Origin of the sequence: Streptomyces sp. NPDC059785 (assembly GCF_042732375.1) — a bacterium.
GTDB lineage: Bacteria > Actinomycetota > Actinomycetes > Streptomycetales > Streptomycetaceae > Streptomyces.
In genome coordinates, this window is sequence record NZ_JBHWHV010000021.1 from 67,831 (window position 1) to 91,975 (window position 24,145).

A 24,145-nucleotide genomic window follows, 5' to 3' on the forward strand; every position below is an offset into this window, starting at 1 on the left:
CCCACCGGAGCCGCAGCCAGACCCGCAGCCCGCACGGCGGGAACCGTCGTTACCGCCCCAGCACCACCGTCCCCGAAGAGCAGAACCACCCCCCGGTCCCGGAAGCCACGGCCAGCCGCGGCACCGCCCCGTCGGCCCGCCGCACCTGACGCCCCACCCCGGCCTCCCCCCGGAGCTGCCGCACCGCCTCCACCAGCAGAAACAACCCCCGCATCCCGGGATGCTGAGCCGCGAGACCGCCACCGTCGGTGTTCACCGGCAGCTCCCCGGCCAGCGTCAGCCGCCCCTTCTCCACGAACGCACCGCCCTCGCCCTTCGCGCAGAACCCCAGATCCTCCAGGGTCAGCAGCGTCATGTACGTGAAGGCGTCGTAGATCTCGGCGACGTCGATCTCGTCCGGACGCACCCCGGCCCGTCCGAAGGCGAGCCGTCCGCTCACCGCCGCGGGCGAGACGGTGAAGTCGGCCCACTCGGACATCGTGGTGTGGGAGACGTGCTCACCGGTACCGAGCACCCACACAGGCAGGCTCCGGCAGTCGCGCACGTACTCCTCGGCGGCCAGCAGCACCGCCGCGCCCCCGTCGGAGCGCAGACAGCAGTGCAGCTTGGTGAAGGGATCGGCGATCACAGGACCCGACAGCACGTCGTCGACGGTGATCGGGTCGCGGTACAGCGCCTCGGGGTTGGGCACGGCGTTCGCCCGCGCCTGTACGGCCACGGACGCGAGCTGCTCCAGCGTGGTGCCGTACTGGTGCATGTGGCGGCGCGCGGCCATCGCGTACTTGGCGACGAGCGTGTGCCCGTAGGGCACCTCGAACTGGAGCGGCCCCCGGGAACCGAACGACAGGTCACCGGTGCGGCGCCCGGCCCGGATGTCGGCGCGGGCGGTGGACCCGTAAGCCAGCAGAACCGCACGCGCGCGGCCCGCCGCGATCGCGTCCGCCGCGTGCGCCGCCATGACCTCCCAGGTGGAGCCGCCGACGGAGGTGGAGTCCACCCACACGGGCCGCAGCCCCAGGTACTCGGCGACCTCGGCCGGGGCGAGCGTGCCGAGGCCCGCCGAGGCGAACCCGTCGATCAGCGTCCGGTCGAGCCCCGAGTCGGCCAGCGCGCGGCGCGCGGCCTGGGCGTGCAGCGCGTACGGGGTCGCCGCGTCCAGCCGGCCGCAGTCGGAGAGGGCGGCGCCGACGACGGCGACCCTGCGCCGCCCGGGTGACGTCATGTATCTGACGGTACATCAGCTACGCCCGAACGGCGCCACCTCGCTCCGCACCGCCCCGCACCGCTGGTCATCGAAGGACCCCGGACCTACGATGACGCTTCGCCTGACGGGCAGTCAGCTAAAGAAGGGCCCACTCATGGACGCCCGCTTCACCACGGAACAGGACGAGATCCGCCGGGCCCTGCGCGAGGTCCTGCACCAACGCTGCGGCCCCGAGCAGGTGCGGACCGCGGTACGGACCCCGGACGGCCACGACGGAGCGCTCTGGCAGACGCTCGCGCACCGGCTCGGCCTGCCGGGCCTCGCGCTCCCGGAGACGTACGGCGGTGTCGGCTGCCCGGTGACCGACCTCGTCCTCGCCTGCGAGGAGACCGGCCGCGCCCTCGCCCCCACACCACTGCTGCCCACGGCCGTACTGGCAGCCCCGCTGATCCTGGCCCTCGGTACGGACGCCCAGCGCACCGCGCTGCTGCCGCGGATCGCCTCGGGCGAGCTGACCGCCGCGCTGGCGGTGCCGGGCAGGGCGCTGCCCGTCGCCCTCGGCCTGACCGGCGACAACGGCGGGAGCTGGGCGGGCGGCGGCCGGGCGGGCGGCGTACAGGCGAGGCGGTGCGGGACCGGCTGGCGGCTGCACGGCGAGGCGGACCAGGTGCTGGACGGCCACAGCGCCCGGCTGCTCGTGGTGGCGGCGCACACGGGCGGCTATGCGCGATCGCGGACGCTGCTGTTCCTGGTCCCTGCCGACACCACCGCCGCAGGGAACACCACCGCCGGACTGAGACGAACACGCCAGACGGCGCTGGACGAAACCCGCCCCCGCGCATGCGTCGAACTGCGCGACGTCCCAGCCGAGTTGCTGGGGGACGCCGAGAACGCGGGTCACGTGCTCCGCGCACTCGCCGACACCGGAAACGCGACCGCCGCCACCCTCGCCGCGGAGGCCGTGGGAGCCGCGGACCGGATGCTGGAGCGGACGGTGGCGTACGCGCGGCAGCGGGAGCAGTTCGGCCGGCCGATCGGTTCGTTCCAGGCGGTCAAGCACAGGCTCGCGGACGTCCACGTACGGGTACAGGCGGCCCGCTCCGCCGCGTACTACGCGGCCTGGTCGTGCGGCACCGGCGGCGACCGAGCGGGCGCCCTCGCGCTGGCCCAGGCGCTCGACGCGCTGCGGCTGGCGGCCGCCGAGGGCATCCAGCTCCACGGGGGGATCGGTTTCACCTGGGAGCACGAGGCGCACCTGTACTTCAAGCGGGCGGCGGGCGACGAGCTGCTGTTCGGCCCGGTGCACCGGTTGCGGGCGCACGCGGCGGACGAGGCGGGGCTGTTCGCGACGGCGGGGCCGGTACGGGCCGTACGGGCCCCGGAGACCGTGAGAAAGACGGTGGTCCGGTGACCAACAAGGCGAAGGGGACGGCCCCGGTCGTCCGACTGGCACAGCGGGTCTCCTCCACAGAAACCTTCGCACGGCTGGCGCCGAGCATGCTGCCCGCGTTCGACCGCGCCGTGCACCGGCTGACGCGCGGCCGGGTCCTGCTCAGCGCGCGACTCCTGCCGGGTGTTGTCCTCACGGCGCGCGGCGCCCGCAGCGGACTGCCCCGGGAGACACCGCTGGCCTGCATGCCTGAGGGCCAGGGACCGGACAGCTGGATCGTCGTCGGCTCGAACTTCGGGCGTCCGCGGCACCCCGCGTGGACCGCGAACCTGCTGGCGCACCCGGACGCGGAGATCAGCTGGCGGGGTACGCGCGTCCCGGTCACGGCGCGCCTGCTGGCGGGGGAGGAGCGGGCGGCGGCGTGGCGGGCGGTGCTGGAGTTCTGGCCGCCGTACGCCACGTACCAGCGGCGGGTCACGCGGGAGATCCGGCTCTTCAGGATCGAGCGGCGCCAGGAGACCGGGCGTTGAGCGCCGGGAGCCCGGACGTTGAGCGCCGGAGACGGGCGGCAGTCCACGCCGGTGGACTGCCGCCCGCATGACAGGAGTGGAACCCGGAACCGGTCCGCAGCCGGAGCCGGAGCCGGAGCCGGAACTGACGGCTGTTTCGCCTCCGCAGCCGAATCCGAGGGCTACTTCGTCGGCTTCTTGCCCGTAACCCCGAGATACACCAACAAAGCCAGATTGGGCTTGAGTTCGGCCTGCTTGACGCCCCAGGTCGAGAAGCCCTTCTGGTGCGAGGCGACCGCGGCCAGCATGGCGACGAGCGACCCGGCGACGGCCGGCGGGCTCACGTCCTTGTCGACCTTGTTCTTCGCTTGCAGATCGGAGATCGCGTCCGCGAGGGAGTTGTTGACCGAGTTCAGGATCTTCATGCGGAGCTTGTAGAACCGCTTGTCGCCCTCGGCGGCGCCGAGATCGACCACCCGCAGGAGCGCGTCGTTCTTGCGCCAGAACTCGAGGAACCCGTCGACGAGTTCCTGCGCGGTCTGCCATCCGGCCTTGCCGACCCAGGAGCGCCCTTCGAGCAGCTCGGTCAACCCGGCGCCCTCGGAGGCCATTTGCTCGGCGAGTTCGAGGACGGCGCCCTCGACGTCCGGAAAGTACTGGTAGAAGGTCGCCGGTGACGTGCCTGCCTTCCGGGCGACATCAATGACTTTGACGTCCCGGTAGGGCGAGGTGCTGAGCATTTCTCTGAGGCAGTCGAGCAGCTTCTGCCTGGTCGCCTGCCCACGCCGGCCGGCCACACGGCCGTCGACGGTACGCACTTGTCCTGTCATGCCGTCAGCTTACCGAGGGGTGATCGGAGCGCGATTCGGCCGAGTGCAAATGGGGAGTAGGCCCCCGGACCGGGCCCGGAGGGCACCGTTTTCCGGACAGCGGCGGACGCCGGTCGGATGCCGGTCACGATCGGCCGAGAGGCGCGCACTCACCGTGCGACCGGCGTCACCGCCCGTTAGCTTGGCCGCATGGTCGATCACGCGGCGTCCGCCGCACCCGCCCCCTCCGCCGAGGGCGTGCCCTGCTGGGTCGACGCCCAGTTGCCCGACGTGGCCGCGGGCAGGCGTTTCTACGGAGAGCTCTTCGGGTGGTCCTACCGGGAGGCGTACAGCGCGCCGCGTACCCCGGGTACGCCCGGTACGGAGCGCGCCGCCTCCGTGTGGGCGTATCTCGGCGGCCGGCCGGTGGCGGGTCTGGTGCCCAAGCGGGACGGGCGGATGCCCACGGTCTGGACGGTGTACTTCGCCGCGACCGACGCGTCCGCGCTGGCCGTACGGGTCCGGGAGGCCGGCGGCCAGGTGATCACGCAGCCGCTGCCGGTGGGCTCCCTGGGCACGTCCGTGCTGGCCGCCGACCCGCAGGGCGCCGTCTTCGGCCTCTGGGAGCCCGGCCGCCACCCCGGATTCGGCAGGCACCACGAGGTCGGCACCTTCTGCCGGGCGGAGCTGTTCGCCCGGGACCCGTCCGCGGGCTTCTACGAGGAACTGTTCGGGCGTGACGCCCCCGAGGCGGGGAGGAACGCGGCCGAGACCGGCCGGGGACCGCTGGCAGGCGTCTTCCCGGCCGAGATGCCGCCCCACTTCCTCGTCCACTTCGGCGTACGCGACTGCGACAGCGCGCTGGGTACGGTGCTGCGCCTCGGCGGCCGGGTGCAGGCACCGCCGTTCGACACCTCGTACGGACGGGTGGCGGTGGTCACCGACAATCAGGGGGCGTCGTTCGTCCTGCTCCAGCGCTGAGCCGGTCCCTGGACGCAGGGGCGCGGGCTCCGATCCGGCACCGAGGCGTTTTGTACCCAGACACCCCGATTCTGCCCCGGGTTCGCAACCAGTGGCCCGGACAGGAAGAATCGGGGTGCGTGCCGCCACGGCGGTGCGGTGGTGAGACGCTGCACGGGGTCGCGTTCCATACGAGTTCCGTACGAGGACGAAGCGGCCCGTACGGGGAGGTGGCAGGCAAGTGGTGGATCAGCTGACGCAGCACGATCCGCGGCGGATCGGGCCGTTCGAGGTGCTGGGACGGCTGGGGGCCGGCGGCATGGGGCTGGTCTATCTGGCGCGCTCGGCGTCCGGTCGGCGCGTGGCGATCAAGACGGTCAGGACGGAGCTCGCCGAGGACCAGCTCTTCCGGGTGCGGTTCACCCGTGAGGTCGAGGCCGCGCGGGCGGTGTCCGGGTTCTACACGGCGGCCGTCGTCGACGCCGACCCGCGCGCGGCCGTGCCCTGGCTGGCCACCGCCTATGTGCCCGCCCCCTCCCTCGAGGAGATAGTGAACGAGTGCGGGCCGCTCCCGGCCCAGGCGGTGCGCTGGCTGGCGGCGGGCGTCGCGGAGGCGTTGCAGTCCATCCACGGCGCCGGACTCGTGCACCGCGACCTGAAGCCGTCGAACGTGCTCGTGGTCGAGGACGGTCCCCGCGTCATCGACTTCGGTATCGCCTCCGGCGTCTCCAACACCCGGCTGACCATGACGAACGTCGCGGTCGGCACGCCCGCCTACATGTCGCCCGAGCAGGCCAAGGACTCGCGCAGCGTGACCGGCGCGAGCGATGTGTTCTCGCTCGGCTCGATGCTCGTCTTCGCCGCCACCGGACACGCGCCCTTCCACGGCGCGAACCCCGTCGAGACGGTCTTCATGCTGCTGCGCGAGGGCCCGGACCTGGAGGGGCTGCCGGACGAGCTGCGTCCGCTGATCGAGTCCTGCATGCAGATGGAGGCGACGGGCCGCCCCAACCCGGCCGACCTCCAGGCGCAGCTCGCGCCGCATCTCTTCGGCTCCGGCTCCGACGACAGCGGCACCGCCTCGGCGTGGCTGCCCGAGCGCGCGGTGAGCCTGATCGAGGGCAGGCGCGGCGGCCGTCCCGCCGTCCGGCCCCCGGCCTCGCCCCGCAGCGGCGGCCGGGGCAGCGTCGCCGCGCCGCCCCCGCCGCCGCACCCGCCCGCACCAGTACCGGTCGGCGCGCCCGGCACGGGCCCGGTCCGGCTGGCCGGCGCCCAGGTGCCGATCGGGCCCGGCCCGCGCGTCGCCGACGCCCGCGCCGCCGCCACCCAGGCGCCGCCCCCGGAGGCGGGCCTCGCCGCGTCCTGGTCCCGGCCGCGCCCCGGGGTCAACGGCGCCGATCCCGCGCCCGTCGTGGCCCCGCCCGCCCCGGAAGCTCCGGCGGGCTGGCGCCCCTGGCGGTTCCGTATGTCGAACGACGTCTGGGGCACCCCCGAGGTCGTCGAGGACCTCGTCTACGTCACCTCCTTCGAGGTGCACGCCCTGGACGTGGCCACCGGCCGGCGCCGGTTCAAGACGCGCGACGTAGCCTGGTCGATGGCGGTCGCGGACGGCCGGATCCACGCCTCCGACGGGCCCACGCTGTTCGCCCTTGAGGCCCGCGAGGGCGGTGACCTGTGGCGGCTGTCGACCGACGCCTGGGTGTACTCGCTCAAGGCCGACCGGGGCACCGTCATCACCGGCACCCGCGGCGGCGCGGTCCAGGCGTGGGAGGCTTCGAACGGCCAGAAGCTGTGGGAGATCACCGGCGTCCAGACCGACTTCGAGTCCCCGGAGGCGGGACCGGCCGTCCACGACGGCACGGTCTACGTGTGGCAGGACGCGCGGCTGCGCGCCCTGGACACCCGTACCGGCGACGAGCGCTGGTCGTACCCGATCGGCGACGCGGCCTCCTGCGGCGGCGTCCCGGTCCGGCTGACCCCGGGCTCCGACGGCTACGTGTACATCTGCGCCGGCACCCGGGTGCTCGCCGTCGACGTGGCGAGCGGGCACGTGCGCTGGCACTTCGAGGCCCCGGCGGTCTTCCTGAGCCCGCCGACCTTCGCGCCGGGCCCGGCCGTGACGGGCGGCGGCGTCTACCTCGCCGACTACCTCGGCACGGTGTACGCGCTCGACGCCACCGACGGCCGCGACCGCTGGCGGATCGCCACCGAGTCCCGCTCCTCGACCGAACCGGTCCTGGTCGCGGGCGGCCATGTGCACGTGGGCAGCGGCAAGGGCCTGTACACCCTCGACGCGGTGACGGGCACGCCCAAGTGGCGCTTCCAGGCGGGCGGCGACATCGTCGGCGCCCCGGCGGTGGCCGAGGGCCGTATCCACTTCGGCTCCACCGACCACCTGCTCTACACCCTCAAGGCCGACGACGGGCGGCTGCGCTGGAAGCTGGCGACCGGCGGCGAGATCACCGGCGCTCCGGTGGTCAAGGACGGCGTGGTGTACGCGTGCAGCAAGGACCGCTGCGTGTACGCGCTGGACGCGGAGAAGGGCACGGGCACGGCACGCACGGCGTGAACCGTACGAGGCGGTCCACCCCGTACGGTCCGGGACGGCCGTCGCACCCGACACGGAAGGGGTGGGGACGGCGGCCGTCGCCCCCGACGCTACGCCCGGTGCCCGCCCGGCGCCATCCGGTGACGTGTTCGTGACATGCCTGAGTAGGCTGAGACGCATGCGAATCCGGGGGAGTGGAATCAAGCTGACCGCGACGCTGGGCCTGGTGGTCCTGGCCCTGACCGGCTTCTCGAGCCGCGGGCACGGTCACAGCAGCCACGGCAGCGGCGGCGGCGGTTGCAGCAGTTCGAGCCAGGACCACGACAGCTCTTCGTCGACGTCCGGCGGCAGCTCGTCGGGCGGCAGCACCTACGACGACGACAGTTACGACGACGACTACTACGACGATGACGACGACGACAGCACCAGCAGCGGCAGCACCGGCGGCTACAACCGGCGCCCCACGCACCGCTCCACCTCCAGCGCGTCCGGCAGCGGTCTGAAGGACGGCACCGTGAAACTGGTGAGCTGCGCGACGCAGAAGCGGAAGTACGCGACCGTCGAGGTCACCAACCCGAACAAGAGCGAGCAGACCTTCTCCGTGTACCTCGCCTTCCAGGACGCGGACGACACGGCCGTGGCGCAGGGCACCAAGGAGGTCGAGGTGCCCGCGAAGGGCACGGTGACCACCCAGGTGCCCGTGGACGACGACACGTACCTGGACGAGCTGGACCACTGCACGGCCAACGAGGTGGCGTCGCTGGCCGACTGAGGGCCCGGAAGCCCTCGGTCCAGTTCAGCGGGTGCGGAACTCCCGGCGGCGGGCGGCGAACAGCTCCGCCTGCCGCCCGGCCGGCAGATTGCCGAGCGCGACCAGGTCACCGGCGTGCGCGAGCGCCCGGGACCGCGTCGCCTCCTGCGCCGCCCAGCAGGCCCGTACGGTGCCCTGCACAGCAGTTGCCGGGTACGAGGCGAGCACGGCCGCGCAGCGCAGGGCCGCGGCCTCCGCCTCGCCGGGCGCCGTCACCTCGGACACCAGGCCCACCTCGTACGCCCGCCGCGCGGACACCCGTTCCGCCGTGCCCATGAGCGCCAGCCTGGCCACCTCCCCGGCCGGCATCCGCTGGGCGAGCAGCGCCGTCTCGTAGGCGCTGACCATGCCGTACGTGGTGTGCGGGTCGAAGAAGACGGCCGTCTCGTCGGCGATCACGAAGTCCGCCTCGCCCAGCAGGTAGAAGGCGCCGCCGCAGGCCATGCCGCGCACGGCGGCGATCACCGGCGTCCACAGGCCGTTCGCCTTCGGCCCTACGGTGAGCAGTGGATCGTCCGCCATGTGGGGTGAGTCCGGCTGCGGTACGTCCGCGCTCCGGTCGATGCCGGTGCAGAAGGCCCGCTCGCCCGCGCCGGTCAGCACGACGGCCCGTACCGAGTCGTCGTGGCGGAACGAGCGCCAGGCGGCTGCGAGTTCGGCGGCCAGGGCGAGGTCGATGGCGTTGAGCCGGTCCGGCCGGTCCAGGGTGACGACGGCGACCCCTGTGCCGTCCGCCACGCTCACGCGCAGGCCGCCGCTCACGGGCGCTCCAGCACCCAGCGCGGCACGACCGGGCCGCCGGGGCCCGCCGGGGCGAAGACCGCCTGCACCCGGGCCCCGATCCGCAGCCGCCGCGGGTCGACGGAGTCGAGCCGGGCGCCGGGCCCGCTGACCACGTTCCCCACCAGCCGGATCCGCGGCGCCTCGGCCAGTTCGACCACGACGGCGTTGTACGGGGCCTGTTCGGCGTAGCCGGGCAGCAGCGGCGGGTGCGGGACGACGTACGACCAGATCCGGCCCCGGCCGCTCGCCGGGCGCCACTCGCTGTCGAAGCCGTGGCAGTGCGGGCAGCAGGGGCGGGGCGGGAAGCGCGGTTCGCCGCAGTCCGGGTCCGCGCAGTACTGGACGCGCAGTTCGCCCTGGGCGGCGTACCGCCAGAACGGGGCGCCGTCGTCGTCGGGGACGGGAAGGAGGAGGGCGTTCTCGTTCGTGGTCACGGCTGTCTCCTCAGTTCCTGAGCAGGAGGGCGGAGGTGGGGACGCCCTCGCCCGCGGTGACCAGGCAGGTGGCCGCGCCGGGTATCTGGGCGGTGCTGGTGCCGCGCAGCTGCCGCACGCCCTCGGTGATGAGGTTGAAGCCGTGCACGTACGCCTCGGAGAGGCCGCCGCCGCCGGTGTTGAGCGGCAGCCGCCCGCCGGTCTCCAGAGCGCCGCCCTCGGTGAAGGCGCCGCCCTCGCCGCGCCCGCAGAAGCCGTAGCCCTCCAGGGAGAGCGGGATCAGCGCGGTGAACGCGTCGTAGATCTGCGCGACGTCGACGTCCTCGGGGGTGAAGTCCGCCTGTTTCCACAGGTGCCGGGCTGCGGTCCAGGCCGGTCCGGTCAGCGGGTCGTCGTTCCAGTAGTTGACCATGCCGTGGTGCTGGGCGGGCAGGCCCTGGGCGGCGGCGTGCACGTAAACGGGGCGGTGGCGGCAGTCGCGGGCCCGGTCGGCGGAGACGACGACGCAGGCCAGCGCCCCGTCGGTCTCCAGGCAGTTGTCGAAGAGGCAGAGCGGTTCGCTGATCCAGCGGGAGGTCATGTACATCTCGCGGGTCAGGGGGCGCTCGTACATCACGGCGGCCGGGTTCTGGTTGGCGCGGTTGCGGCAGGCGAGGGCGACGTTGAAGAGGTGGTCGCGGGTGACGCCGTACTCGTGCATGTAGCGGCGGGTCAGCATGGCGATCTCGTCGGCGGGCCGCAGGAGTCCGAAGGGGCGGGTCCACTGGGCCGGGGTGGGCAGCTGCGCGGTGGTGTTGCGCCAGGGGCGCGGCCCGCTGCCGCGTTTGCGGGACCGCCAGGCGACGCCCACGGTGGCCTGCCCGGTGCGGATGGCGGCGGCGAGGTGGGCGACGGTGGCGCACGAACCGCCGCCCCCGTAGCCGACCTTGCTGAAGTGCGTGAGGTCGCCGAGGCCGAGCGCCTTGGCGACCTCCACCTCGTCGGTCTCCTCCATGGTGTACGAGGCGAGCCCGTCGACCTCGGCGGGCGTGATCCCGGCGTCGTCCAGGGCGGCCAGGATCGCCCGGCAGGCCAGCGTCTTCTCGGACTCGGGCAGGTGCTTGGCGAAGGCCGTCCGCCCGATGCCCGCGATGGCGGTGGCGTCCTTGAGGCCCGCCGGTGCGACGGCCGTTCTGCCCGCCGTGCTCGCTGTCATGGACGCACCTCCGCACGCGGCCGACTCTGCTGACAGCCCGTCAGGCTACCGCTAATCTGACGGTCAGTCAGGTACAGCGAAGCGGACGATCACACGGCCCGGGAGGCGGACGATGCGCGGAGACCTTCAGTGGGGCTCCCTCCCCGGCCTGGTACGCGCCGCGGCCGGACGGTACGGCCACGTCGAGGCCGTGATCGAGGGCCGCACCCGCGTCACGTACGCCGAACTGGGCGCCCGTGTCGAGCGCGCGGCGGCGGCCTGCCTGGCGAGCGGCGTACGGACCGGCGACCGGGTGGCGATCTGGGCGCCCAACACGCTCGACTGGATCGTCTGCGCGCTCGGCGCCGTCTCGGCGGGCGCCGTCCTGGTCCCGGTGAACACCCGCTTCAAGGGCGCCGAGGCCGCCTACGTGCTGTCCCGCAGCCGCGCCCGGCTGCTCTTCGTCACCGGCACCTTCCTCGGCACCTCGTACGTGGCCTCGCTGCGCCGGGCCGCGGGCGAGGGGGAGGGGACCGGTCCGCTGCCGGGCCTGCCGCACCTGGAACAGGTGGTGGTGCTCTCCGGCGACGCCCCCGCCGACTTCCGCACCCTCAAGGACTTCCTCGCGGGCGGCGAGGCCGTGCCGCCCGGCGAGGTGCGGGACCGCGGCTCCGCCCTCACCGGCTCCTCGCCCTCGGACATCGTCTTCACCTCCGGGACCACCGGCCGCCCCAAGGGCGCGGTGATCACGCACGCGCAGACACTGCGCGCGTACGCCGTCTGGGCCGAACTGGCCGGGCTGCGCGAGGGCGACCGCTATCTGATCGTGAACCCGTTCTTCCACACCTTCGGCTACAAGGCGGGCATCGTCGCCTGTCTGATGCGGGGCGCCACGATGATCCCGCAGCCCGTCTTCGACGTGGACACGGTGCTGGCCAACATCGCCAAGGAGCGCGTCTCGGTGCTGCCGGGACCGCCCACCCTGCACCAGTCCCTGCTGGACCACCCCTCCCGCGACGCCCACGATCTGTCGGCGCTGCGCCTGGTGGTGACGGGCGCGGCGGTCGTGCCGCTGCGACTGGTGGAGCGGCTGCGCGCGGAGCTGCGGATCGACACGGTCCTGACGGCGTACGGGCTGTCCGAGGCGAGCGGCATCGTCACGATGTGCCGCCGCGGGGACGCCCCGTCGGTGATCGCCGCCACCTCCGGCCGGGCGATCCCGGACACGGAGGTACGGGTGGTGGACGCGGCCGGGGAAGAGGTCCCGGCCGGCAACCGCGGCGAGGTCCTGGTCCGCGGCTTCAACGTGATGGCCGGCTACTTCGAGGACGCCGCCGCCACCGCGGAGGTGCTGACCGGGGACGGCTGGCTGCGCACCGGCGACGTGGGCGTGCTCGACGCGGACGGCAATCTGCGGATCACCGACCGGATCAAGGACATGTTCGTCGTGGGCGGCTTCAACGCCTACCCGGCGGAGATAGAGCAGCTGCTCGGCCTGCACCCGGACGTCTCCGACGTGGCCGTGGTCGGCGTCCCCGACGCCCGCCTCGGCGAGGTCGGCATGGCCTACGTCGTACGCCGTCCCGGCGCCACCCTCACCGCCGACGACCTGATCGCCTGGTCCCGCCGGGAGATGGCCAACTACAAGGTCCCGCGGAGCGTGGCGTTCGTACCCGGGCTGCCCCGCAACGCGAGCGGCAAGGTGGTGAAGGGGGAGCTGCGCCGGGGCGCGTCCTGAAACCGGGCCCGGACGCACGTCGGCCGCGGCGGCTCCCCCTTGCCCGCGCCGCCGCGGCCGTCCCCCGTGCCCCCCTTGCTCCCCCGTGCGGTGAGGCTCGTTAGGGCTTCTCCTCCGTGGCGTGGACGTTGTCCGTGGAGGTGTCGCCGGTCTCCTCGTCGGTGGCGAGCAGGTTCTTCGTGGCGAGCGGCTCGCTCGTCGCGTGCACGTTCTTCGTGGTGACCGGCTCGCTGGTGGCGTGGACGTTGTCGGTGGTGTTCTCGTCGCTCATGACTGCACTCCCCTGACAGTTGGAACAGCTGGGTCTTCGTTCGGAAAGGGACCCGCCCGGCGACTCCCCCGTGGGTCGCCGGGCGGGCACCTTCTTGGCCGGATCACCCTAAGGTGCGGCCCTTTGCCGCCCCGCCTGCCCCCCGACGCGACGGATCGACACGTTGAATATGCCGTGCGGCGATAAACGAACGATGAACGAGCAGGACCGCCCGCCTCCGGGCCTGTTCACGGCCCTTGCGGACGGCCCTGGCGGCCGGGGGCCGGGACCTTGCGAGCGGCCCCGGCGGCCGGGTGTCAGGCCCCGGCGGGCGGTCTTGTGCGGCGGTTGTCAGGCCACGGCGAGCGGCTTCAGCAGCCCGCGCACCTCTTCCGCCTCGGCGGCCCCCAGCGTCTCGTAGATCTCCAGGGCCTCGCGCCAGCAGACCTGGGCGCGGCCGATCTGGCCTATGCCGCTGAGCGCGCGGCCCAGGACGGTGAGCACGTTACCCCGTCGCCACTCGCCGCCGATGCCGCGCAGCACCGTCAGCGCGAGTTCGGCGTTGGCGGCGGCGCCGGCGGCGCGCCGCGCGGAGAGGTCGACCTCGGCGAGCCGGAACAGGGTCATGCCCTCCCACAGCCGCTGCCGGCTGTCGCGGAAGACGTCCAGCGCCTCCTGGAGCCGCTCGGCGGCCTGGCCGAGCTGCCCGCTCTGGGCGAGCGCGAGGCCCAGCGCGTAGCGGCCGTTGGCGGACCTCAACGCGTGGCCCATGTCGTCGTACATGACCGTGCCCTGCTGGGCGAGGGCTACGGCGCTCGCGGTCCGGCCCTCGGCGAGGTGGATCCGGGAGAGGTTGCACAGGGCGCTGGCCTCACCGGGGCGGTCCTCCAAGACGCGGAAGCCCTCGAGGGCCTGGGTGAGGAGGGCCTCGCCGTCGTCGTGCCGGTTCTGGTAGAGCGCGATCACACCGCGGATGTTGGAGGACCAGCAGCCGGTCATGGGGTCCTCGCAGGCCAGGGCCAGTTCCACGGCCCGGGCCGCCTCCTGGTCGGCGAGGTCGAAGCGGCCGGTGAACTGGTGCACGAAGGCCAGCGCGTTCTGGGCGCGGGCCTCGGCGCGGGTGTGGCCCAGGGCCCGGGCGGCGGCGACGGCGGCCTCGGCGACCGCCTCGTACCCCTTGGAGTTGGCGCCCGACTCGGCGACGTCGACGGCGGCCCAGAGGCAGTCCACGGCCCGCGACAGGGTGTCCGGGCCCATCGACTGCCGTACGCAGGCCAGCATGGAGACCGCCTCCGCGTACAGCCAGTCCTGGGCGCGGTGGCGGTCCTCGAAGACCAGGCCCGGGTGGCGGGCGTTCTCCAGGTGGTCCACCAGGCGGTCGCCGGGCCGCTCGAGCGCGTACACGCCCGCGACCGTGGCCAGGTAGAAGTCGAGGAGTCGGGAGAGCGCCGCGTCCCGCTCGCTCGGCGGCTGCTCGTCGCGCTCGGCGCACGCACGCGCGTAGAGCCGTACGAGATCGTGGTAGCGGTAGCGGCCCGGCGCCGCCGACTCCACCAGGGAGGTGTCGACCAGGGACTCCAGGACGTCCTCGGCCTCCTCGACGGGCAGGTCCAGCATGGCGGCCGCGGCGGCCAGCGAGATGTCGGGGCCGTCGGCCAGGCCGAGCAGGCGGAAGGCGCGGGCCTGCGCGGGCTCCAGCTGGCCGTAGCCGAGCTCGAAGGTGGCCTTGACGGCCAGGTCGCCGGCCTGGAGTTCGTCCAGGCGGCGGCGCTCGTCGGCGAGCTTGGAGGCGAGCACCGAGACGGTCCAGGTGCGCCGCGAGGCCAGCCGGGAGGCGGCGATGCGGATCGCCAGCGGCAGGAAGCCGCAGGCGGCGACCACGTCGAGGGCGGCCTCCCGCTCGGCCGCCACCCGCTCCTCGCCGACGATCCGGGTGAAGAGCTGAAGGGCTTCCTCCGGGGACATCACGTCCAGGTCGACCAGGTGCGCCCCGGCCAGGTCCACCATCCGCACCCGCGAGGTGACCAGTGCCGCGCAGCCTTCCGTGCCGGGCAGCAGCGGGCGGACCTGGGCGGCGTCGCGGGCGTTGTCCAGCAGTACGAGCACCCGGCGGCCGTCGAGCATCGAGCGGTACAGGGCCGAGCGCTCCTCCAGGGTGTCGGGCACCTCCGCGGCGCCCAGGGCGCGCAGGAACGAGCCGAGCACCGTCTCGGGCTCCGCGGCGCGCGGCCCGGTGCCCTGGAGGTCGACGTAGAGCTGGCCGTCGGGGAAGGCGGTGCGGGCCCGGTGGGCGACGTGCACGGCCAGCGTCGTCTTGCCGACGCCGCCGATGCCCGCGAGCGCGGAGACGGCCATCACGCGGCCCTCCGCGGAGGCGAGGATGTCGCCGAGCTCGGAGACGAAGGAGACCCGGCCGGTGAAGTCGGGGACCGTGGCCGGGAGCTGCGCCGGGCGCACGGGCGCGGCGGCCGGTTCGGCGGCCGGCGCGGACGGCTCGGCGAGCGCCGGGTCGGCCTGGAGGATGCGCCGCTGGAGCTCCTTGAGGCCGGGGCGGGGGTCGACGCCGAGTTCGTCGGCGAGCAGCCGCCGGGTGTCGGCGTAGACGGCCAGCGCCTCGGCCTGGCGTCCGCTGCGGTACAGCGCCAGCATCAGCAGCTCGCGCAGCCGCTCGCGCAGCGGGTGGGCCGCGGTCAGCGCGGTCAGCTCGGAGACCGCCTCCGCGTGGCAGCCCTGCTCCAGGTCCATGTCGAGCAGCGACTCCAGGAGTTGCAGGCGCCACTCGACCAGCCGGGTGCGCTGGTTCTCCGCGTACGGTCCCGGGACGCCGGCCAGCGGCTCGCCGTCCCACAGCTCCAGCACCTCGTGCAGCACCGCGCGGGCGTGGCACAGGTCGCCGCCGCTCTTGGCCTTCTCGGCGTCGGCGGCCAGCTGCTGGGCCTGGGTGAGGTCGAGCGCGCCGGGGTCCGGCAGCCGCATGGCGTAGCCGCCGGACTCGCTGACCAGGACGCCGTGGTCGATCACCTTGCGGAGCCTGGAGGCGTAGGTGCGCACGGCGGCCAGCGCCTGGGACGGCGGTTCGTCGCCCCACAGCGCGTCGATCAGCTCCGCCGCGGTGGCGGTACGGCCCTCGCGCAGCAGCAGCGCGGCCAGCAGGGCGCGTTGCTGCGGGGACCCCATGGGCAAGGACTCGTCCCCGCGCCAGGCGCGCACCGGGCCGAGCACGGCGAAGCGCAGCGCCGCCGAATCATCGGGGCCCCGCTGCTCCGGCACTCGCGGTACACCGTCCATTGCTGCCCCCTGCCAAGCGTCATGACAACGAGGCCAGTTTGCCTTGTTCATGGGGGATGCGTCAGCCGTGGGAGAGAGCGATCACAGTGGGACGGACGGTGCATCACAAGGTTCTCACGCGCTCTCCTCACATTTCCGCTCGGATTCGACCGTCTGGGACGGGAATGTGCAAGGCTCCCGCATACCTGACGGGTCGTCAGTTCGGCGCTACGGTGACCCGTATGGAGACCACGAAAAGCAGGGAGCGGCCAGAGTTCACCTTCCCGAGGATCATCTCGGTGGACGACCACACGGTGGAGCCGCCCGAGGTCTGGCGGGACCGGCTGCCGGCGAAGTACCAGGACGCGGGCCCGCGCATCGTCCGCGCGCCGCTGAAGGAGATGTCGTTCCTCGGCGGCCGGTTCAAGCCCGTCATGGGCGCCCCGGGCGACGAGGGACCGCTCGGCGACTGGTGGGTGTACGAGGACCTGCGCCGCCCGCTCACCCGCCTCGACACCGCCGTCGGCTGTTCCCGCGACGAGATCCGGCTCGAAGTCATCACGTACGAGCAGATGCGCCCCGGCTCCTACGACGTACCCGCGCGCCTCGCCGACATGGACGTCAACCACGTGCAGTCGGCGCTCTGCTTCCCCACCTTCCCACGGTTCTGCGGGCAGACCTTCACCGAGGCCGACGACCGTGAGCTGGGCCTTCTCGGGGTGCGCGCGTACAACGACTGGATGGTGGAGGAGTGGTGCGGCCCCGCGGCCCGGGGGCGCCTGATACCCCTGACGCTGATCCCGCTGTGGGATCCGCAACTTGCGGCGGACGAAGTACGGCGCAATGCCGCCCGTGGCGTACGCGCGGTGGCCTTCTCCGAGATCCCGCCCCACCTGGGGCTGCCGTCGGTGCACACCGACGACTGGGACCCCTTCCTCGCCGCCTGCGCCGAGACCGGCACGGTCGTCGCCATGCACATCGGCTCCAGCAGCCGGATGCCCTCCACCTCCGCCGACGCGCCGCCCGCCGTCGGCTCCACCATCACCTTCGCCAACTGCTGCTTCTCGATGGTCGACTGGCTGATGAGCGGCAAGTTCGAGCGCTTCCCCGGGCTGAAGGTGATGTACGCGGAGGGGCAGATCGGCTGGATCCCGTACATCCTGGAGCGCGCCGACGTGGTCTGGGAGGAGAACCGGGGCTGGGGCGGCGTCGCCGACAAGGTGCACCGGCCGCCCTCCGAGCTCTTCGCCGAGCACGTCTACGGCTGCTTCTTCGACGACGCCTTCGGCCTGAGGAACCTGGACGCGATCGGCGTCGGCAACGTCCTGTACGAGACCGACTACCCGCACTCCGACTCCACCTGGCCCAAGTCCCGCGAGGTCGGCGAGGCCCAGATGGGCCACCTGGCGCCGGACGTCGTGGAGCGGATCGTGCGCGGCAACGCCATCGAACTGCTGGGGCTGACGAAGGACGGCCTGTGGGCGGGCTGACCGCCTGGCCGGGCGAGTGGCCGGCCTACGGCATCCAGCTCCCCGTCCAGTCGCAGAGCACGCTCTACGCCGAGGCGTGGGAGGCGCGCGCGGGTGCGGACGACCTCGCCGAGATCGCCCGCACCGCCGACCGCTCGGGCTTCGCCTACGTCGCGGCCTGCGACCACGTCGCCGTGCCGCGCCGCCTCGCGGACGCCATGGGCACCGTCTGGTACGACCCGGTCGCCACGCTCGCCTTCCTGGCCGGGGTCACCTCCCGCGTCCGGCTGCTCAGCCACGTCGCCGTGGTCGGCCTGCGCCACCCGCTCGCCACCGCCAAGAGCTACGCGACCCTCGACCACCTCTCCGGCGGCCGGCTGATCCTCGGCGTCGGCGCCGGGCACGTACGGGAGGAGTTCGAGGCGCTGGGCGCGGACTTCGCGCGGCGGGGCGCGGTCCTGGACGAGTCGGTCGACGCGCTCCGGGCCGCGCTCGGGCCCGAGGAGTACCCCGTCCACCACGGCGAGCGGTATTCCTTTGAGAGCCTCGGGCAGCGGCCCAGGCCTGCCCAGGAGCGGGTGCCGGTCTGGGTCGGCGGCTCCTCGCCCGCGGCCGTCCGCCGGGCCGCCGAGCGCGGCGACGGCTGGCTGCCGCAGGGCGACCGGCGCGAACGGATGCCCGCCCAGATCGCCCGGCTGCGCGAGCTGCGCGCCGAGGCGGGCGTCGGGACCCCGCTCGTGATCGGCGCCATCACCGAGCCGCTGTACGTCGGCGAGGCGGCCTGGGACGTGGGCCGCCGCACCCTGACCGGCACCCCCGAGGCGCTCGCGGAGTCGCTGCGCGCGTACCGGGCGATGGGTGTCGGTCAGCTCCAGGTCCGCTTCCGCGCGCGCTCGCGCGGCGAACTGACCGACCAGATGACCGCGTTCGGCGCGCAGGTCGCGCCCCTTCTCGACTAGGAGTGCCATGGGCAGGCTGGACGGACGGGTCGTGCTGATCACCGGGGCGGCGCGCGGGCAGGGCGAGCAGGAGGCGCGGCTCTTCGCCGCCGAGGGTGCCGAGGTGGTCGTCGCGGACGTGCTGGACGAGCCGGGCGCCGCGCTGGCGGCGGAGATCGGCGCGACCTATGTGCACCTCGACGTGGGCCGGGAGGACGACTGGCGCACGGCCGTCGCCGCGGCCTCAGCCGCGTACGGCCGGATCGACGGGCTGGTGAACAACGCCGGCATCCTGCGCTTCAACGAGCTGCTGAACACCCCGCTCGCGGAGTTCCAGCAGATCACGCAGGTCAACCAGGTCGGCGTCTTCCTCGGCATCAAGGCCGTCGCCCCCGAGATCGCGGCGGCGGGCGGCGGGACCATCGTCAACACCAGCTCGTACACGGGCCTGACCGGCATGGCGTACGTGGGCGCGTACGCGGCGGCCAAGCACGCCGTGGTCGGGCTGACCCGGGTGGCCGCGCTCGAACTGGCGGGCCGCAACATCCGCGTCAACGCCGTCTGCCCCGGCGCCATCGACACCGCGATGAGCAACCCGTCGCTGCTCGACCCGGAGCGCGGGAGAGACCGGGAGCGGGGCGGAGACCGGGAGCGCGGCGGAGGGGACGGCGGGGCGGCGCTCGACGCGTACTACGGCAAGCGCGTGCCGCTCGGCCGGATCGGCCGCCCCGAGGAGGTGGCGCGCCTGGCGCTCTTCCTCACCGGCGAGGACTCCTCGTACATCACCGGACAGCCGTTCGTGATCGACGGCGGCTGGCTGGCGGGGGTCAGCGTGCTCTAGCTCGTCCCCTTCCCTTGACTGCCCCGGTGGCCGGTGGAACAGTCGGCCCCATAATCTGACGGTGCGTCAGAAACACCGTCGTTCACGCGGAGCACGAACGAGGAAGAGGACGGTGAGGCGCCCGTGGAATTCGGCATCTTCGTACAGGGCTACGTGGGCACACGCGCCGACACCGATCCGCTCGCGGAGCACAAGGCGCTGATGGAGGAGACCGAGTACGTCATCCAGGCGGACAAGGCGGGCTTCAAGTACGCCTGGGCGTCCGAGCACCACTTCCTGGAGGAGTACTCGCACCTCTCCGCCAACGACGTCTTCCTCGGCTACCTCGCCCACGCCACCAAGCGCATCCACCTCGGCTCCGGGATCTTCAACCCGCTCGCCCAGGTCAACCACCCGGTGAAGGTCGCCGAGAAGGTCGCCATGCTCGACCACCTCTCCGAGGGCCGCTTCGAGTTCGGCAGCGGCCGGGGCGCGGGCTCGCACGAGATCCTCGGCTTCCTCCCCGGCATCACCGACATGAACCACACCAAGGAGATCTGGGAAGAGACCATCGCTGAGTTCCCCAAGATGTGGCTCCAGGAGGAGTACCAGGGCTTCCGGGGCAGGCACTGGTCCCTCCCGCCCCGCAAGGTCCTGCCGAAGCCGTACGGGAAGTCCCACCCCGCCATGTGGTACGCCGCCGGGTCGCCGCCGTCGTACGCCATGGCCGCCCGCAAGGGGCTCGGCGTGCTCGGCTTCAGCGTGCAGAAGGTCTCCGACATGGAGTGGGTCCTGGAGCAGTACAAGACCGCGATCACTCAGGCCGAGCCGGTCGGGGACTTCGTCAACGACAACGTGATGGTGACGTCGACGGCCGTCTGCGCGCCGACGCACGCGGAGGCCGTACGGATCGCCGCGAGCGGCGGACTGCACTACCTCCAGTCGCTCCTCTTCCGCTACCACGACACCTTCCCGCGCCCCGAGGGCATCCCCGTCTGGCCCGAGACACTGCCCCCGTACACCGAGGAGATCATCGAACTCCTCATCGCCGAGGAGCTGATGATCTGCGGCGACCCCGACGAGGTGCTGACCCAGTGCAAGCGCTGGGAGCAGGCGGGCGCCGACCAGCTCTCCTTCGGGCTGCCGGTCGGCATCCCCAGCGAGCAGACCCTCCAGACGATCCGGCTGGTGGGCGAGCACGTCATCCCGAAGATCGACACGGACCCGGTGCACCGGACGACCCGGTTCCGCCGGGCCGCCGAGTAGGAGGTCCGCCGAGATGCTCGACCACCTGATCAGGGGCGCGACCGTCGTGGACGGCACGGGCGCGCCGGGATTCACCGCCGACGTGGGGATCCGGGACGGCCGGATCGCCGTCGTCGCCGCCACGGTGCGCGAGGAGGCCCGTACGGCGGAGGACGCGGCCGGGCTGGTCCTCGCCCCCGGCTTCGTCGACCCGCACACCCACTACGACGCCCAGCTCTTCTGGGACCCGTACGCCACCCCGTCGCTCAACCACGGCGTGACCACGGTCGCGGGCGGCAACTGCGGCTTCACGCTCGCGCCGCTCAACCCCCACCGCCCCCAGGACGCCGACTACACCCGCCGGATGATGTCCAAGGTGGAGGGCATGTCCCTGGTCGCCCTGGAGCGTGGCGCGCCCTGGAACTGGCACACCTTCGGCGAGTACCTGGACGCCCTGGACGGCCGCACCGCCGTCAACGCCGGCTTCATGGTGGGCCACTGCGCCCTGCGCCGGCACGTCATGGGCCCGGACGCGGTGGGCGGACAGCCGACGCGGGAGCAACTGGCCGAGATGGTGGCCCTGCTCCACGAGGCGATGGAGTCCGGCGCCTGGGGCCTGTCCACCACCCAGTCCTCCACCCACTCCGACGGCGACGGGAAGCCGGTCGCCTCCCGGCACGCGCTCCCCGCCGAACTCCTCGCCCTGTCGCGGGCCGTCGGCGAGCACGAGGGCACCCAGATCGAGGCGATCGTGGCCGGCTGCCTGGACCGGTTCAGCGACGCGGAGATCGACCTGTTCGTGGAGATGAGCGCGGCGGCGGGCCGCCCGCTCAACTGGAACGTCCTCACCATCGACTCCGCCGTCCCCGAACGCGTACCGCGCCAGCTGGAGGCGAGCGAGCGCGCCCGCAAGGCAGGCGGCCGGATCGTCGCGCTCACCATGCCGATCCTCACCCCGATGAACATGTCGCTCGGCACGTTCTGCGCGCTGAACCTGATCCCGGGCTGGGGCGGGATCCTGGGCCTGCCGGTCCCCGAACGGATCGAGAAGCTCTGCGACCCGCGGGTACGGGCGGAGCTGCTGCGCCACGCGAACAGCGAGGAGGCCGGGGTCTTCCGCCGCCTCACCGACTTCTCCCGGTACGTCATCGGCGACACCTACAGCCCGGCGAACGAGGGCCTGACCGGCCGGGTCGTGAAGGACATCGCGGCCGAACGCGGCCAGGAACCCTTCGCGTGCCTGGTCAGCATCTGCGCCGCCGACGAACTGCGCACGGTGCTGTGGCCGATGCCCACCGACAACGACCCGGCGTCCTGGGCGCTGCGCGCCGAGACCTGGCTCCACGAGGACGTCCTGCTCGGCGGCTCCGACGCGGGCGCCCACCTGGACCGGATGTGCGGCGCCCCGTACACCACGCGCTTCCTCGGGGACTGTCTGCGCGGCCGGAAGCTGGTGCCGCTGGAGCAGGCGGTGCGGATGCTGACCGACGACCCGGCCCGGCTCTTCGGCCTGCGCGACCGGGGCCGCGTACAGGAGGGCTTCCACGCCGACCTGGTGCTCTTCGACCCGGACCGGATCGACGCGGGCAAGGCGACCCTCGTGCACGACCTGCCGGGCGACAGCCCGCGCCTGGACTCCAGGGCGGTCGGCGTCAGGGCGGTGTGGGTCAACGGCGTCGAGGCGATCCGCGACGACGTGGTCACGGGCGCCGTACCGGGCAAGGTACTGCGGTCGGGGCGGGACACCAGGACGGTGAGCACGCGGTGACCGGGCGGGCCGCCGGTGGGCAGCAGCGGCTGTACGTCGGGGGCTCGTGGGTGGAGCCCGAGGAAGGCCGGTACGAGGTGATCGACCCGGCGACCGAGGACGTCGTCGGGCTGGCCCCCGAGGCGTCGCGGCGGCAGGTGCACGAGGCCGCGGCGGCGGCGCGGGAGGCGTTCGGGGCGTGGTCGCGCACGGCCCCCGCCGAGCGTGCCGCGATCCTCGACCGGGCCGCCGGCCTCATGGCGCGCGACCTCGTCCCGTACGCCGAACTGGCCCGCGCCGAGAGCGGCGCGACGACGGCGACGGCGCGCGGGATGCAGGTGGGTGTCGCCGTGTCCCGCTTCCGCCGGTACGCGAAGGGCGCCCTGGAACCGGTCGAGCAGGCGATCCCGCCGCAGGTGACCGAGGCGGGCCCGTTCGGCGCCGCGGCGGTCCTCGGCGCGCTGGCCGTCCGCCAGCCGGTCGGCGTCGTCGCCTGCGTCACCTCGTACAACAACCCCTGGGCGAACCCGGCGGGCAAGATCGCCCCGGCCCTGGCGATGGGCAACACGGTGGTGGTGAAGCCTGCACCGCAGGACCCCCTGTCCGTCTACCGCATGGCGGAGGCCCTGGAGGCGGCGGGCGTCCCCCCTGGCGTGGTGAACGTGGTCAGCGGCTCGCGCCCGGAGGCCGGGGAGGCGGCCGTGGACTCGCCCGACGTCGACATGGTCAGCTTCACCGGCTCGACGGCCGTCGGGCGGCGCATCGCCGAGGTGTGCGGACGCGGCATGAAACGCCAGTTGATGGAGCTGGGCGGCAAGGGCGCGGCGGTCGTCTTCGACGACGCGGACCTGGACTCGGCGGTCAGGGGCATCGGTACGACGTTCTCCTTCTACAGCGGCCAGATCTGCACGGCACCGACGCGGGTGCTGGCCCAGCGGGGCGTGTACGGGGAACTGGTGTCGCGCCTCGCCGCGTACGCGTCCCGGCTCCCGGTCGGCGACCCGCGCGAACGCGGCACGGTCGTCGGCCCGGTCATCTCGGCGGCCCACCGCGACCGGGTGGAGTCGTACGTGGAACTGGGCCGGAAGGAGGGCGCGAGGGTGGTGACGGGCGGCGGACGCCCGGGTCTTGGCAGGGGTTTCTATGTCGCCCCCACGCTGCTGGCGGACTGCACGCCGGACATGCGGGTGGTGCGGGAGGAGATCTTCGGCCCGGTGGTGTCGGTGCTCCCCTTCGACGACGAGGAGCAGGCCGTCACCCTGGCCGACGACACCGACTACGGCCTCATCGACTACGTCTGGTCCGGCGACGTGGCCCGCGCCTTCCGCGTCGCCCGGCGGCTCCGCGCGGGCGGCGTCGGCGTGAACACGGCGGGCCGCAACATGGAGGCCCCGTTCGGCGGCTTCAAGAAGAGCGGGGTGGGCCGGGACGTGGGCTCGTACGCGCTGCACGCGTACAGCGAGGTGCAGGCGATCGTGTGGGCGGGGTGAGCGGGCGGCTGGCCAAAGGGAGCGTGCCGGCGGCTCGCCGAAGGGGTGGTGCGGGCGGCTCGCGAAGGGGATTGTGCGGGAGGTGTGTGAGGCGTGTGATCCGGGGGCCGCCGCAACCGTCCGCCCGTACGGTGCGTGTTAGCCTCCCGACAGCGTTGATCGTCCGCGTACGGGGGTACAGGGTGGGTTCTTCGGACGGCTATCAGATCAAGTCCAAATCGGGGATGGCCGGCCAGGCCGGGGAACTCAGCGGTGCGGGTGACGACATGGAGCTGATCCGTGCGGCCGTCCCCGCGGTGACCTACACGGCGGACACCCTGGGCTCCGAGGACGCCGTGAAGGCGTTCCACGCGTTCGCCACCGCCTGGGAGACCGAGGCCAAGACGCTCGCCGAGGCCCTGCACGAGCTCGGGAACAAGGTGCGGCTCTCCAAGGGCGCGTACGCCGGGGCCGACGGCCTCGTGGAGACGGGCGCCAACGACGTCTCCGTCGGCGAGAGCAGTCTCACCCCTACGTCCGCACCGGCCGGCCGCTCCTCGGCCCTGTCGGCCTACTGAGG

General features: G+C 73.3%; 20 protein-coding genes. 13 read left to right on the forward strand and 7 right to left on the reverse strand.

Translation table 11 applies throughout. The features are described 5' to 3' along the window. Nucleotides 1-49: 49 nt before the first annotated feature. Entirely contained in the window at nt 50-1,222 is a 1,173-nt protein-coding gene (locus tag ACFV6E_RS17960) for an acetyl-CoA acetyltransferase (protein ID WP_385462663.1), read from the reverse strand. Nucleotides 1,223-1,358: 136 nt separating this feature from the next. On the opposite strand from ACFV6E_RS17960, the gene ACFV6E_RS17965 reads away from it, so the two are divergent. Both ACFV6E_RS17965 and ACFV6E_RS17970 read left to right on the forward strand, forming a co-directional pair. Further along, nucleotides 1,359-2,615 (forward strand): acyl-CoA dehydrogenase family protein, encoded by a 1,257-nt coding sequence (locus tag ACFV6E_RS17965; protein WP_385462665.1) that lies wholly within the window; start codon nt 1,359-1,361, stop codon nt 2,613-2,615. Next, complete coding sequence (locus ACFV6E_RS17970) at nt 2,612-3,124, forward strand: nitroreductase family deazaflavin-dependent oxidoreductase (protein ID WP_385462668.1); 513 nt, start codon at nt 2,612-2,614, stop codon at nt 3,122-3,124. Before ACFV6E_RS17965 ends, ACFV6E_RS17970 begins: the two co-directional genes overlap by 4 nt. 161 nt (nt 3,125-3,285) lie before the next feature. Here the strand turns inward: ACFV6E_RS17970 and ACFV6E_RS17975 are convergent, their stop codons facing one another. Continuing rightward, a complete protein-coding gene (locus tag ACFV6E_RS17975; protein WP_385162902.1) occupies nt 3,286-3,921 on the reverse strand; it encodes a TetR family transcriptional regulator in 636 nt (211 codons plus the stop codon). Nucleotides 3,922-4,122: 201 nt separating this feature from the next. Here ACFV6E_RS17975 and ACFV6E_RS17980 point away from each other — a divergent pair, with 201 nt between their 5' ends. The 3 genes from ACFV6E_RS17980 (at nt 4,123) to ACFV6E_RS17990 (ending at nt 8,192) form a co-directional block, all read left to right on the forward strand. Next, a complete protein-coding gene (locus ACFV6E_RS17980) occupies nt 4,123-4,893 on the forward strand; it encodes a VOC family protein (protein ID WP_385462671.1) in 771 nt (256 codons plus the stop codon). A gap of 220 nt (nt 4,894-5,113) precedes the next feature. After that, nucleotides 5,114-7,441 carry a PQQ-binding-like beta-propeller repeat protein gene (locus ACFV6E_RS17985; protein ID WP_385462674.1) on the forward strand — a complete coding sequence of 776 codons (2,328 nt, stop codon included), beginning with the start codon at nt 5,114-5,116 and terminating at the stop codon, nt 7,439-7,441. Between the two features lie 157 nt (nt 7,442-7,598). Beyond that, nucleotides 7,599-8,192 carry a hypothetical protein gene (locus ACFV6E_RS17990; protein WP_385162835.1) on the forward strand — a complete coding sequence of 198 codons (594 nt, stop codon included), beginning with the start codon at nt 7,599-7,601 and terminating at the stop codon, nt 8,190-8,192. Nucleotides 8,193-8,216: 24 nt separating this feature from the next. On the opposite strand, the gene ACFV6E_RS17995 is transcribed toward ACFV6E_RS17990, so the two are convergent. From ACFV6E_RS17995 to ACFV6E_RS18005, 3 genes are read right to left on the reverse strand one after another with little or no spacing between them, the layout of a single operon-like run. Beyond that, nucleotides 8,217-8,993 (reverse strand): enoyl-CoA hydratase/isomerase family protein, encoded by a 777-nt coding sequence (locus ACFV6E_RS17995; RefSeq protein ID WP_385462676.1) that lies wholly within the window; start codon nt 8,991-8,993, stop codon nt 8,217-8,219. Next, entirely contained in the window at nt 8,990-9,448 is a 459-nt protein-coding gene (locus ACFV6E_RS18000; RefSeq protein WP_385462679.1) for a Zn-ribbon domain-containing OB-fold protein, read from the reverse strand. The genes ACFV6E_RS17995 and ACFV6E_RS18000 overlap by 4 nt, the downstream gene beginning before the upstream one ends. A 10-nt stretch (nt 9,449-9,458) precedes the next feature. Next, nucleotides 9,459-10,643, reverse strand: coding sequence for a lipid-transfer protein (locus tag ACFV6E_RS18005; RefSeq protein ID WP_385462681.1), 1,185 nt, complete (start codon nt 10,641-10,643; stop codon nt 9,459-9,461). 112 nt (nt 10,644-10,755) lie between these two features. On the opposite strand from ACFV6E_RS18005, the gene ACFV6E_RS18010 reads away from it, so the two are divergent. Then, complete coding sequence (locus tag ACFV6E_RS18010; RefSeq protein ID WP_385162843.1) at nt 10,756-12,360, forward strand: FadD3 family acyl-CoA ligase; 1,605 nt, start codon at nt 10,756-10,758, stop codon at nt 12,358-12,360. Between the two features lie 100 nt (nt 12,361-12,460). Here the strand turns inward: ACFV6E_RS18010 and ACFV6E_RS18015 are convergent, their stop codons facing one another. Both ACFV6E_RS18015 and ACFV6E_RS18020 read right to left on the reverse strand, forming a co-directional pair. Beyond that, on the reverse strand, nt 12,461-12,631 hold the full coding sequence (locus ACFV6E_RS18015) for a hypothetical protein (protein ID WP_385162845.1): 171 nt from the start codon (nt 12,629-12,631) through the stop codon (nt 12,461-12,463). Nucleotides 12,632-12,961: 330 nt separating this feature from the next. Continuing rightward, a complete protein-coding gene (locus ACFV6E_RS18020; RefSeq protein WP_385462684.1) occupies nt 12,962-15,898 on the reverse strand; it encodes a BTAD domain-containing putative transcriptional regulator in 2,937 nt (978 codons plus the stop codon). A gap of 221 nt (nt 15,899-16,119) precedes the next feature. Between ACFV6E_RS18020 and ACFV6E_RS18025 the strand changes: the two genes are divergently transcribed. The 7 genes from ACFV6E_RS18025 (at nt 16,120) to ACFV6E_RS18055 (ending at nt 24,143) form a co-directional block, all read left to right on the forward strand. After that, the gene (locus ACFV6E_RS18025; protein WP_385462687.1) at nt 16,120-17,367 is read left to right on the forward strand and encodes an amidohydrolase family protein; all 1,248 of its coding nucleotides are present in this window, start codon (nt 16,120-16,122) and stop codon (nt 17,365-17,367) included. Then, complete coding sequence (locus tag ACFV6E_RS18030; protein ID WP_385162850.1) at nt 17,355-18,305, forward strand: LLM class F420-dependent oxidoreductase; 951 nt, start codon at nt 17,355-17,357, stop codon at nt 18,303-18,305. The genes ACFV6E_RS18025 and ACFV6E_RS18030 overlap by 13 nt, the downstream gene beginning before the upstream one ends. Before the next feature lie 7 nt (nt 18,306-18,312). Beyond that, nucleotides 18,313-19,125, forward strand: a complete 813-nt coding sequence (locus ACFV6E_RS18035) for an SDR family NAD(P)-dependent oxidoreductase (protein ID WP_385462690.1) — start codon at nt 18,313-18,315, stop codon at nt 19,123-19,125. 123 nt (nt 19,126-19,248) lie between these two features. After that, nucleotides 19,249-20,370 carry an LLM class flavin-dependent oxidoreductase gene (locus ACFV6E_RS18040; protein ID WP_385162854.1) on the forward strand — a complete coding sequence of 374 codons (1,122 nt, stop codon included), beginning with the start codon at nt 19,249-19,251 and terminating at the stop codon, nt 20,368-20,370. 13 nt (nt 20,371-20,383) lie between these two features. Further along, a complete protein-coding gene (locus tag ACFV6E_RS18045; RefSeq protein ID WP_385162856.1) occupies nt 20,384-22,117 on the forward strand; it encodes an amidohydrolase family protein in 1,734 nt (577 codons plus the stop codon). Continuing rightward, entirely contained in the window at nt 22,114-23,586 is a 1,473-nt protein-coding gene (locus ACFV6E_RS18050; protein WP_385462693.1) for an aldehyde dehydrogenase family protein, read from the forward strand. The genes ACFV6E_RS18045 and ACFV6E_RS18050 overlap by 4 nt, the downstream gene beginning before the upstream one ends. Nucleotides 23,587-23,768: 182 nt before the next feature. Continuing rightward, entirely contained in the window at nt 23,769-24,143 is a 375-nt protein-coding gene (locus ACFV6E_RS18055) for a hypothetical protein (protein WP_385162860.1), read from the forward strand. Nucleotides 24,144-24,145 lie beyond the last annotated feature (2 nt).

Bases quoted from the DNA above. Each gene is read 5' to 3' on its own strand.
- ACFV6E_RS17960 (WP_385462663.1), bottom strand. From the start codon at position 1,222: ATGACGTCACCCGGGCGGCGCAGGGTCGCCGTCGTCGGCGCCGCCCTC.
- ACFV6E_RS17965 (WP_385462665.1), top strand. From the start codon at position 1,359: ATGGACGCCCGCTTCACCACGGAACAGGACGAGATCCGCCGGGCCCTG.
- ACFV6E_RS17980 (WP_385462671.1), top strand. From the start codon at position 4,123: ATGGTCGATCACGCGGCGTCCGCCGCACCCGCCCCCTCCGCCGAGGGC.
- ACFV6E_RS17990 (WP_385162835.1), top strand. From the start codon at position 7,599: ATGCGAATCCGGGGGAGTGGAATCAAGCTGACCGCGACGCTGGGCCTG.
- ACFV6E_RS18005 (WP_385462681.1), bottom strand. From the start codon at position 10,643: ATGACAGCGAGCACGGCGGGCAGAACGGCCGTCGCACCGGCGGGCCTC.
- ACFV6E_RS18010 (WP_385162843.1), top strand. From the start codon at position 10,756: ATGCGCGGAGACCTTCAGTGGGGCTCCCTCCCCGGCCTGGTACGCGCC.
- ACFV6E_RS18015 (WP_385162845.1), bottom strand. From the start codon at position 12,631: ATGAGCGACGAGAACACCACCGACAACGTCCACGCCACCAGCGAGCCG.
- ACFV6E_RS18020 (WP_385462684.1), bottom strand. From the start codon at position 15,898: ATGGACGGTGTACCGCGAGTGCCGGAGCAGCGGGGCCCCGATGATTCG.
- ACFV6E_RS18025 (WP_385462687.1), top strand. From the start codon at position 16,120: ATGGAGACCACGAAAAGCAGGGAGCGGCCAGAGTTCACCTTCCCGAGG.
- ACFV6E_RS18035 (WP_385462690.1), top strand. From the start codon at position 18,313: ATGGGCAGGCTGGACGGACGGGTCGTGCTGATCACCGGGGCGGCGCGC.
- ACFV6E_RS18045 (WP_385162856.1), top strand. From the start codon at position 20,384: ATGCTCGACCACCTGATCAGGGGCGCGACCGTCGTGGACGGCACGGGC.